This is a genomic window from Tenacibaculum haliotis, assembly GCF_025215075.1.
Taxonomy (GTDB): domain Bacteria; phylum Bacteroidota; class Bacteroidia; order Flavobacteriales; family Flavobacteriaceae; genus Polaribacter; species Polaribacter haliotis_B.
On the sequence record NZ_JAOBTH010000024.1, the window covers coordinates 104,982 to 116,969 of the forward strand.

The 11,988-nt window shown below is 32.3% G+C and carries 7 protein-coding genes; 3 read left to right on the plus strand and 4 right to left on the minus strand.

The window, feature by feature from the left end:
- The first annotated feature begins 38 nt into the window (after positions 1-38).
- Positions 39-1,313 carry a phosphoribosylamine--glycine ligase gene (gene purD, locus N2251_RS04760; RefSeq protein WP_260585570.1) on the plus strand — a complete coding sequence of 425 codons (1,275 nt, stop codon included), beginning with the start codon at positions 39-41 and terminating at the stop codon, positions 1,311-1,313.
- A gap of 282 nt (positions 1,314-1,595) precedes the next feature.
- On the opposite strand, the gene N2251_RS04765 is transcribed toward purD, so the two are convergent.
- Together N2251_RS04765 and N2251_RS04770 are read right to left on the minus strand one after the other, a co-directional pair.
- Positions 1,596-2,639 (minus strand): sensor histidine kinase, encoded by a 1,044-nt coding sequence (locus tag N2251_RS04765; protein WP_260585571.1) that lies wholly within the window; start codon positions 2,637-2,639, stop codon positions 1,596-1,598.
- Positions 2,640-2,788: 149 nt separating this feature from the next.
- Positions 2,789-3,484, minus strand: a complete 696-nt coding sequence (locus N2251_RS04770) for a response regulator transcription factor (RefSeq protein WP_260585572.1) — start codon at positions 3,482-3,484, stop codon at positions 2,789-2,791.
- 181 nt (positions 3,485-3,665) lie between these two features.
- Here N2251_RS04770 and N2251_RS04775 point away from each other — a divergent pair, with 181 nt between their 5' ends.
- Positions 3,666-4,382: a 3'-5' exonuclease gene (locus N2251_RS04775; RefSeq protein WP_260585573.1), complete on the plus strand. Its 717-nt coding sequence runs from the start codon at positions 3,666-3,668 to the stop codon at positions 4,380-4,382.
- Positions 4,383-4,653: 271 nt separating this feature from the next.
- Here the strand turns inward: N2251_RS04775 and N2251_RS04780 are convergent, their stop codons facing one another.
- Together N2251_RS04780 and N2251_RS04785 are read right to left on the minus strand one after the other, a co-directional pair.
- A complete protein-coding gene (locus N2251_RS04780; protein WP_260585574.1) occupies positions 4,654-6,516 on the minus strand; it encodes an ABC-F family ATP-binding cassette domain-containing protein in 1,863 nt (620 codons plus the stop codon).
- A 120-nt stretch (positions 6,517-6,636) separates the two neighbouring features.
- A complete protein-coding gene (locus N2251_RS04785; RefSeq protein ID WP_260585575.1) occupies positions 6,637-10,023 on the minus strand; it encodes a GEVED domain-containing protein in 3,387 nt (1,128 codons plus the stop codon).
- A gap of 282 nt (positions 10,024-10,305) precedes the next feature.
- On the opposite strand from N2251_RS04785, the gene N2251_RS04790 reads away from it, so the two are divergent.
- Positions 10,306-11,967 (plus strand): ABC transporter ATP-binding protein, encoded by a 1,662-nt coding sequence (locus N2251_RS04790; protein ID WP_260585576.1) that lies wholly within the window; start codon positions 10,306-10,308, stop codon positions 11,965-11,967.
- The last annotated feature ends 21 nt before the right edge of the window (positions 11,968-11,988 follow it).

Sequence of the window (11,988 nt, forward strand, 5' to 3'; positions counted from 1 at the left end):
CTTTATATTTGCATTTACAACACAACAATACAACAACAATGAATATCTTAATTTTAGGATCTGGAGGTAGAGAGCATGCATTTGCTAAAAGCCTTTCAGAAAGTAACAAAACAAAAAATCTTTTTGTAGCACCTGGTAACGCTGGTACAAGTAAAGTAGCTACAAATATTGCTATTAATCCTACCGATTTTAACAAAGTAAAAGAGGTTGTTTTACAACACAACATTACGATGGTAGTTGTAGGTCCTGAAGCGCCTTTGGTAGCGGGTATTCACGATTTTTTCTTAGCAGATAACGACTTAAAAAACATTCCTGTAATTGGTCCCAAAAAAGACGGGGCTTTATTAGAAGGAAGTAAAGATTTTTCGAAGCAGTTTATGATAAAACATAATATCCCTACTGCAAAATACCAATCATTTACCTCTGAAACTTTATCCGAAGGAAAAAACTTTTTAGAAACCTTACAACCGCCATTTGTTTTAAAAGCTGATGGATTAGCAGCTGGTAAAGGTGTTTTAATCTTAAATGATTTAAACGAAGCTAAATCAGAATTAGAAGAAATGCTTTCGAATCAAAAATTTGGAGACGCTTCATCTACCGTAGTTATTGAAGAATTTTTAAACGGAATTGAACTTTCTGTATTTGTTTTAACTGATGGGAAAAATTATAAAATATTACCTTCTGCAAAAGATTACAAACGTATTGGTGAAGGTGATGTCGGTTTAAATACGGGCGGAATGGGCGCTATTTCTCCGGTTCCTTTTGCTACGGATGATTTTTTACAGAAAGTGGAAGATTTAGTCGTAAAACCAACTATTGATGGTTTACAAAAAGACGGAATTGATTATCGTGGATTTATTTTTATCGGATTGATGAACGACAACGGAAACCCATCAGTAGTAGAATACAATGTGCGTATGGGAGATCCTGAAACAGAGGTTGTTTTACCAAGAATTAAATCTGATTTACTTGATTTATTTGAAGGTGTTGCCAACCAAACTTTGCATGAAAAATCATACGAAGTTACTTCTCAAACAGCTACAACGGTAATGTTAGTTGCGGGTGGTTATCCTGAAGCTTATCAAAAAGGGAAAGAAATTACGGGTTTCGAATCGGTAAATAACGCTATTGTTTTTCATGCCGGAACTACCGAAAAAGACGGAAAAGTAGTCTCTAACGGAGGAAGAGTTATGGCTGTTACTTCTTTTGGCGATACTATTGAAGAAGCACTTGAAAAGTCTTATAAAAGCATTGACAAAATTTCTTTTGAAGGTATGAATTACCGAAAAGACATCGGTTTCGATTTAATCTAAAATTAGAAATAACTTATATATCAAAAAAAGCGTTACTTTAAAAGTGACGCTTTTTTTATAATTATTGATTAATCCCCCAATTATCAATATGAATATCTTGTGTATTATACTACAAATATCAACATAAAAAACAAGTTGAATTATAACATTTGTACGGATTGCTTAAAATTTTGTGTAAATGACAAAAACTACTGTTTATTCGGTTTTAAGTTAAAAAAAACACTTAAAATCAACAACTTACAACCAAAATTAGTTTTAAAGTACTGTAAACGCTATCGGTTTTTACATTGCTTTTTCTAAAGTAAACGAAAACTCAGATCCTTTTCCAAAATCACTTTTTAGTAAAATGGTTTCGTTATGTGCTTCAATAATATGCTTTACGATAGACAAGCCTAAACCAGAACCACCTTGTTCGCGAGAACGACTTTGATCTACTCGATAAAAACGTTCAAATAAACGAGAAATATGCTCTTGCTTAATTCCCTCTCCGTCATCAATTATTTTAATAATAAACTTGTTTGGGTTATAGGTTTCAATACTTACACTGGTTATTCCACCTACTTTACCATATTTTATAGAGTTAACTACTAAATTAATTAAAACCTGTTCTATACGCTCAATATCGCCTTTTACAAAGCAAGGAAAATCGTAAAGACGATCAAACATTAAAGTAATGTTTCGTTTCTTCGCTTTCATTTCAAACAAGTCAAAAACATTTTGAACAAGTTCTAGCATATTAAAAGTTTCAATATTCATCTTCATTCCCTCAGTTTCTAATTTAGCAATCATGTCTAAATCTTTAATAATTGAGGTTAATCTCTCTACTCCTTTATTTGCTCGTGCTAAATATTTGGTTCGGATTTCTTCATCTTCTGCCGCACCTTCAATTAAGGTTAAAATATAGCCTTGCACGGTAAAAAGTGGCGTTTTTAATTCGTGAGCTACGTTTCCTAAAAAATCTCTTCTAAAAGAATCTCTTTGTGTTAACACAGCTATTTCTTTACTTCTTTCTTCTACGTATTTTTGTACACTATTTGTTAATTCTTCAATATCAGTAGTTACATTTTTTCTTTCTAAATCATTTGCATCTAAAATAGAAATGTCTTCATATAATTTTTTTACTCTTTGATATATAAAGTACTCCGCTCGGTATTGAATAATAAGAAATGAGGCTATAAACATTACAATTCCGAAAACAATTACAGCGCCAATACCTAATCGATTAACTAAAAGAAAGTACGATAATAAAGCTATTACTATAGATATTGAGGTAGAATACAATGCCGACCAAAGGGCATATCGGTATGTTTTTTTAATTTTTTTCATTATAAAAAAATAGCTTAAAATAGCATATTAGTCAACCTGAATTTATCACAAGTTTACATAATTATTGATTAGCAGCTTGATGTGATTCTGAAATAAATTCAGAATCACATCAATCACTTTAAAAATAAAGGTTAACGTTTTTTGAATTATTATTTATCGTCCTCTAAAACAAACTTATAACCAACTCCTTTAACCGTTTTAAAGAAATCGTCTCCAATTTTTTCTCGGAGTTTACGAATATGAACATCAATTGTTCTTCCTCCTACCACGACTTCATTTCCCCAAACACTGTCTAAAATTACTTCTCTTTTAAATACTTTGCCTGGCTTTGATGTTAATAATGATAATAATTCGAACTCTTTTCTTGGTAAAGCTATTTTTTTATCGCCTTGAAAAACCACATATTCATCTCTGTTAATAACAATATCACCCACTCTGGTTGTCGCGTCTGTTTCTTCTTCTGTTTTTAAACGTCTCAATAAAGATTTTACTTTACTTACCAATACTTTCGGTTTTACCGGTTTTGTAATATAGTCGTCGGCACCAGCATCAAAACCTGCCATTTGTGAATAATCTTCTCCTCGAGCAGTTAAAAAAGAAATAATTACATTTTCTAACGCTTTAATATCTCTTATTTTCTGACACGCTTCAATACCATCCATCTGAGGCATCATAATATCTAATAAGATTAAATGTGGCGTTACTTTTTTTGCTAGTTTTACAGCTTCAGCACCGTTGTTTGCAGTAAAAACTTGATACCCTTCTGATTTTAAGTTATATCCTACTATTTCTAAAATATCTGGCTCATCATCAACTAGTAAAATTTTAACATCATTCGTATTCATAGGTCATTTTATATTATGTTACCCAAAAGTAACTATAATATTATAAACCCTGTTCGCTCCTGCTTAACTTAACATTCATTTAATCATTCATAAACATTGACTTAAATCTAACTACTACTAATACCCAACCATTTCTCGTTTATTTATAGAGGTTTTGTATCTTTAAAAAAAGAAATAAAAAATGCTAGGTAAAATTAACTTACAGAATATCTTGTTTTTAGATATTGAAACGGTTCCTGAGGTGGAATTATTTGCTGATTTATCTGAAGAAAAACAAGAATTGTATGCTTTAAAAACGCAATATCAACGAAAGGATGAAATTAATGTTGAAGATTTTTATCATCGCGCCGGTATTTGGGCTGAATTCGGAAAAATAATCTGTATTTCGGTTGGGTACTTTGTAGAAAATGATGGAGAAAATCAATTAAGAATTACTTCTTTTTCTTCGGATGATGAAACTGTTATTTTAACTGATTTTAAAAAATTACTCGACAAACATTTTAATCAAAACAAGCATTTATTATGCGCCCATAATGGCAAAGAATTCGATTTTCCGTACATCGCACGCCGAATGATTATCAACCGAATTGACTTGCCTAAAAAACTAGATTTATTTGGCAAAAAACCATGGGAAGTTCCGCATTTAGATACCTTAGAGTTATGGAAGTTTGGCGATTACAAACACTATACTTCTTTAAAGTTATTGACTTCTATTTTAGGAATTCCTTCACCCAAACAAGATATTGACGGTAGCGAAGTAGCCAACGTGTATTATAAAGAAAAAAACTTACCGCGTATTGTTGATTATTGCGAACGAGATACCGTTGCCGTAGCACAATTAGTATTACGTTTTTTAAATAAACCGATGCTAGCCGAAACAGCTGTTGTTAAGGTTTAAGTTATTGTATATTTTGATAAAACGCTGTCAATTCGAGTGAATTTTACGATTAAAATAAGTAAAATTTATATCGAGAATAGGGTTTTTGCTACATAACGAGTTCTCGATACGATTTTTTAACAAAAATCACTCGAACTGACATTCTAAAAACCTAGATTGTTATGTACAATTTTTATTGTGCTGTTAAAATAAACCAATGCTCCCTGAAACAGCTGTTATTAAGGTTTAGAATTACATCTAGTTTTTATAATCAACCTTATAAAAAACAATTCTACTCTCCTTCTATTTTCATAGAAAGCTCTAACCAGCGTTCTTCTTTGGTTTCTAAATCATCTGATATTTGCTGAAGCTCTATTGATTTATCATTAATTTCTTCAGGAGAAAATTCAGCTCTATTAAATTTTCCCTCAATCGTTTCTTTCTTCTTCTGCAATCTTTCGATATCTTTTTCAAGTAAACCCCATTCGCGTTTTTCATCAAAACTTAAAGCTACTTTTTTAGCTACTTTAACGGGTTTTACAACCTCTTTTTTTACCTCTCTAGCTTCTTTTACTTTAGAATCTTCATAAGCTCTAAAATCAGAGTAATTACCAGGGAAATTTTCAATTTGTCCTTCACCTCTAAACACAAATAAATTATCTACAATTTTATCCATAAAATAACGGTCGTGAGAAACCACCATTAAGTTACCAGGATAATCTAATAAGAAATTCTCTAATACATTTAGCGTTACAACATCTAAATCGTTAGTAGGTTCATCTAAAATTAAGAAATTTGGATTCTGAATTAAAACTGCACATAAGTACAAACGCTTTTGTTCTCCTCCACTTAATTTTTCTACAAAATCGTATTGTTTCTTCTTGTCAAACAAAAAACGCTCTAGTAATTGACTTGCAGATATTTTTCGTCCTTTAGATAACGGAATATATTCACCAAATTCTTTAACTACTTCAATGACTTTTTGTCCTGGTTTTATTTCAATTCCTTTTTGGGTGTAATACCCAAACTTTACTGTTTCACCAACTGTTACTTTTCCGCCATCTAATTCGATAGCTCCAGTTAACATGTTTAAGAAAGAAGATTTACCCGTACCGTTTTTACCAATAATACCAATACGTTCTCCGCGTTTAAAAACATAGTCAAAGCCATCTAAAATTACTTTATCATCAAATGATTTTTTCATTTTATGAAGCTCCAAAATTTTACTTCCTAAACGCTCCATGTTAATTTCTAACTGCACTTCATGCTCGTTACGTCGTTGGTGTGCTTTATCTTTTATTTGATTAAAATCTTCAATACGAGATTTAGATTTTGTGGTACGTGCCTTGGGTTGGCGACGCATCCAATCTAATTCTTTTTTAAATAAACTTTTAGCTTTTCCTAAATTAGTTGCCTCTAGTGCTAAGCGTTCTTCTTTATTTTGTAAGTAATATGAGTAATTTCCTTTGTATTTATATAATTTACCTTCATCTAATTCGATAATCTCATTACACACACGTTCTAAGAAATAACGGTCGTGTGTAACCATAAATAAGGTTATTTTTTCTTTGGCAAAAAAGGCTTCTAACCATTCAATCATTTCTAAATCTAAATGATTGGTAGGTTCATCTAAAATTAATAACTCTGGCTTTTTTATCAATACAATGGCAAGCGCTAAACGTTTTTTTTGTCCACCTGAAAGTTTATCTACTTTTAGTGCTAAGTTATCTAGTTTTAATTTTGATAATATTTGCTTGTATTGTGTTTCAAAATCCCATGCATTGTACTGTTCCATTTGCTCGAAAGCTTCTTGAAACGCATCTACATTATCAGGATTTTCTACTGCTTTTTCGTATTGCTTTATTACTGATAAAACTTTGTTATCCGTAGAAAAAATAGTTTCTTCTATCGTTAAATCAGGGTTTAAGTTATCCGCTTGCGATAAATAAGCAATGTCAATGTCTTTTCGACTAACAACTTGCCCTGAATCAGATTCATCAACTCCTGCTATAATATTTAAAATAGAGGTTTTACCACTACCATTTTTAGCAACAAAAGCTATTTTTTGATCTTTATTGATTCCGAAAGAAATGTCTTCAAATAATACTTTTTCTCCGTAAGCTTTTGCAATGCCCTCAACCGATAGGTAATTCATATTCTATATTTTATGCAAAGAAACAAAAAACCCGAGCAAATGCTCGGGTTTTATTTATTTAATCACAAGGCGATAGCTAAGGTTTTTATTTCTTAAGCTTTCCTTGAAATAAAAATCTTATTATTTCTTCATCAATTTAGTTGTTAACGATTTTTGACCGTCATTAACTTCTAAAACATACATTCCTGTTGTTAGGTTTGTAACATCAATATTCGAAGAATTTAATTTCCCTTTTTGCACAACTCTTCCGATTGCATTTACAATCTTATACGTCATGTTTTTAGCTTTAGATGCTAACTTAACTTGTATAAAATCTACTGATGGATTAGGATATGCCATTAAGTTAATTGAAGACTCGTTTCCTAAAGTTTGGGCATCTACATCTCCAAAAACTACATTAAAGTTAGACGTTGTTGCTGTAATATTTACCGTATAATCTTCTACTTCACCATCTGCAAACGTTTCACAAGCTGTTTGTGCTGCATTATATTTCATTGAAACACGCATTCTTGTTTGCCCTAATGTTGCGCTAGATGGTACAACAACTGTTGCTGTTAAATTATTTGCGCTTGACGAAGATCCTGAAACTACTTTCTCGCTATCTGCAAATGTTCCATCTTGGTTAAAGTCAATCCAAACTGCCCAGTGCTCTGTATAGGCTGTTCCAGAAAAACCTGCACTTACTACCATTGGGTTTGAACTTCCTTGACCTAAGGTTGCTACTTTAGAGGTAAAATCTCCGTAACCACCATTTCCTGCAGTTGCATTAGTCATTCCGCCTAGTTCTACATTATCAATCCACTCATAAGTAGACCTGTTTCCTTTTGACGCACAATAAGAAACTTGATTAGATAAAGTTGTTACATTTACAACGTTACTTGATGCTGATACATTATCTGCTGCATCTTTTGCTCTCACAGAGAAATTGTATGCTGTAGCAGCTGATAAACCTGTAATATTTGTAGATGTTCCTGTGGTAGAACCTAATAAAGTTGATCCTTGGTATACATCATAACCTGTTACTGCTACATTATCTGTAGATGCTGACCAGTTTAATGTTAAACTTGTTTGAGCTACACTTGACGCTGATAAACTAGCTGGTGCACTTGGCGCAGTAGTATCTGCCTGAGAATTTCCAATTACAACCGTATAATCTTCTACTTCTCCATATTCAAAAGAAGTTTCACATGCTGTTGGTGTTGCATTATACTTTAACACTACACGCATTCTTGTTGCTCCTGTTGTTGCTGATGCTGGTACTGTAAAAGATCCAACTATCGGAGTAGTTTTAGATTTAGCTTTCGTATAAACTGTTTCACCTGCATCAGAGAAGTCTCCATCTTGGTTATAATCAATAAACACACCGTATCCTTCATCATATGTTGTTCCTGTCCATTTTGGGGTAATCGTAATTGTATTTGATTCTCCTTTTGTTAAGTTCGTTGATATTGATGTGTGATCAGAATATCCGTTTCCTCCAGCAGATGTATTATTGATTGTTCCTAAAACAACTTTTTGAATATATTCATCATTTACACTTGCCCCTTTTGATGTACAATAAGAAATTGTAATTGCTGGCGTTGTAAAGTTTACCGAAGTACTATAACTTGAATTTCCTGAAGAACATTTACTACGTACTTGAACTTCGTATGTTGTTGAAGCAGATAAACCGCTTAATACTTTTGTTGTTGTTGAAACAGCACTTGTAGACCAAGAAGAAGAAGCTGACGTAGCTTTGTACCTTACATCATAAATTGCTCCTGTAACTGTTGCCCAATTTACGGTTGCTCCTGTAGCAGAAATACCTGTTGTAGAAACACCTGTTGGTACTGTTGCATTACACGCCACTGGGGTACCTGTAACTCCTGTTACAATTAAAGAATAGTTTTGGCTTCCACCAGTTAAAGACCCTTTATGAGTTACTGTTATTGTATATGTTCCTGAAGCTCCTGATACATCTACTCTTTCATAAGGATCAACATTGTTGTCTCTTTTAGCATTGGTAGTTGCACCTGTTAGTTCGTATGGTAAATATGTTGTTCCGTTTTTAGAAACTCTAATATCTAAATCGTTTACTAAAACAGGCGTAGTTGAATTTACTGTTGATGTTGCAGTACCTGCTCTATCTGTCCAAGAAATAGACGCTAATAACGGATTAACACCATCAGAATCAACAGTAATCGTATAGCTTTGACCAGACGTTAATGTTAATTCTTCAATTTTAGAAGTATTTCCTTTATTGGTAATTGCTTCAGCAGCTCTTTTGGTATGTAATAATCCCCATCCAAAAACAGCGTCTGGTCCTACTGCACCAGCATCATCAGCAGTGTGAAGCGCTAATCCTTTTAAAGTAGCGGCTTTCATAAAACTACCATTGTTTAAATTTTTGTGATGTTGTTGTAATAAAATTAAAGAACCAGCAACATTTGGAGAAGCCATAGAAGTACCTGTAATCGAATTATAAGCAGTATCACTATTATCATAAGTAGAATAAACTCCTGAACCGTTACCAGTAATATCTGGTTTGATACGTAAATCATCCGTTGGACCTTCACTACTACTTGGTGCAATTGATACAGAAATTAAATTTCCGTTAGCATCAATATTTGCGTCTTGTGCATTAGCAACAACTAAGTTGTTTTTAGAAACTGAATGTCCTGTTAATTTATCAAATCCATACCCTCCTGTTGGGTTTGTATTCGCGCTATTGTCACTACCATCATTACCTGCAGCAACAACCATTAAAAAGTTTGGAGCGTTAAATAGAATTTGATCCCATGCTCTCGATTCATCTATATATCCACCAAAATAGTTTTGTGGTAATTGTACCTGACCTTGATCATTTCTAGTCGCATATCCATAAGAATGGTTAGAAATTAACATTCCGTTTGAAGCTGCTGTTGTTACTTCCGCTTTATCATTATTCCAATCATAACCTACAGCTTTTCCGTGAGGTGCCATTCCTTTTGCATTCGCATCAACACCTGATGCCATAATGGTACCTGTTACATGCGCTGAATGATAATGCCTTGCAGTTGTACCATCTCCAATAGAAAAACGGTTATTTCCACCAGCACCATCATATTCTTGGTGCGTTGTTCTTGCCAAACCACCATCCCAAACATGGGCAGTCATTCCCTGACCCATTAAGTTTAAACCTAATGATCCTCCTGAATTTAAGTGATTTGTTCTTGTAGATTTTGCCGCAGCAACGTTAGAAGTAGTGTAGTAAATAGGTTTTCCGTTTACAACTCTTTGTAGTTCAACTAAACTACCTTTTTTTGTTGTAAACTTAGTTTTCCAACCTTTTTGTTTTGCCATTTGAATGGCTTGTTGTTTTTCTGTTTTTGAATTTTTTTGAAAGTCTCCTTTCATTTTTTGAAGCTTCGTCAAATTATACTTACTACGAATTTGTTCTACTTCTCTCTTGTCTTGAGCTTGTGCCTGAAAATTTAATCCAAAGACAACACTAGCTAATACAAGACCTTTTAAGTACTTGTGTTTCATTTTTGAAGGGTTTAAGTTGGTTAGTTGATAATAAAAGATTTTTAATTAAAAAAATCTTAATATTTTATCATTTACACCGCAAATATAGCAAAATATTAATATATTTATAATTATTTACCTTAATTACAGGTAATATCGAAAAACACTCTTGTAAAAAACCTTATAAACCCAGTAGCTTACTGGTTTTATCTTTTAGTCTATCTGTCAACAAATTACGTTTAACAATTTTGCTTTTTTAATTTTTGGAAGAAAAAAATCGTATTTTTATTAAAAATTACACAAATGCTTCAAGTAAAAAATTTAGAAATAAGTTTTAAAAATGCTCCTTCTGTTATTAAAAATGTTTCTTTTAATTTATTACAAAACGAAACCGTAGGGATTGTTGGAGAAAGTGGAAGTGGAAAATCGATTACTTCTTTAGCTATTTTAGGTTTACTACCAAAATTTGCCACTATAAAAGGGCAAATATTATTTGAAGAGCAAGATTTGTTAACATACAATAATGATCAATTTCAAAAAATTAGAGGTAGTAAAATAGCCATGGTTTTTCAAGAACCGATGAGTTCTTTAAATCCTACCTTAACTTGCGGTATACAAGTTGCAGAAATTTTACAGCAGCACACTAATTTATCAAATCAAGAAATAAAAAAAGAGGTTATTAACTTATTCGAAAAGGTTAAACTTCCAAGACCTGAAGCCATTTACAACTCATATCCACATCAAATAAGTGGCGGACAAAAACAACGGGTTGTTATAGCCATGGCAATTGCCTGTAAGCCAAAACTTTTAATTGCTGATGAACCTACAACTGCGTTGGATGTTACCGTGCAAAAAGAAATAATTTTACTTTTAAAAGAATTACAAGAGGAATATAAAATGGGAATTATTTTTATCTCTCATGATTTAGCCTTGGTTTCAGAAATTGCAGATAATGTGGTGGTAATGCATAAAGGTAAAATTATAGAGCAAGGTAAAGCTGATGAGGTTTTCATGAATCCGACAGAAAACTATACTAAGGCGCTTATAAACTCAAAACCGAATACTAAAAAACGTTTTAAAATATTACCAACCGTAAACGATTTTATTAATAATACGGTAAATAAAACTATATATTCTGATGAAGAACGTACCAAATTTCATCAAAAAATATATAATCAACCACCATTATTAGAAATAAAAAACTTACACAAAAATTTTATATCTAATGCTTCTTGGTTTGCTAAACCTACCATTGTAAAAGCAGTAAATGAAGTGTCTTTTAAAATTTATGAAGGAGAAACTTTAGGACTAGTAGGAGAGAGCGGCTGTGGAAAAACGACCTTAAGCAGAACTATTTTACGGTTAGAAAAGGCAACATCAGGACAAATAATTTATAACGGAATAGATATTACAAAACTTTCAAAATCAGCATTTAAAAAACTACGGAAAGAGATTCAAATTATATTTCAAGATCCGTTTTCGTCTTTAAACCCACGAATTACTATTGGTAACGCCATTCTTGAACCGATGAAAGTCCATAATATTTTAAATTCTACTAAAGATCGAAAAGAATATGTGTATAATTTATTAGAAAAAGTTGGGTTAGACAAAGAACATTTTCATAGATATCCGCATGAATTTTCTGGCGGACAGCGACAACGAATTGGTATTGCTCGTACCATTGCTTTGCAACCAAAATTAATTATTTGTGACGAGTCCGTTTCGGCGTTAGATGTATCGGTACAAGCACAAGTTTTAAATTTATTAAATCAATTAAAAGCTGAATTTAACTTTACTTATATTTTTATATCTCATGATTTATCTGTGGTAAAATACATGGCCGACCAACTGGTGGTGATGAATAAAGGTAAAATAGAAGAAATTGCAGATGCTGATGAAATTTACAGCAATCCAAAAACCAATTATACCAAAACATTAATAGCGGCAATACCAGAAGGTTTGTAACTTTTTTCAATGCTTTATTAA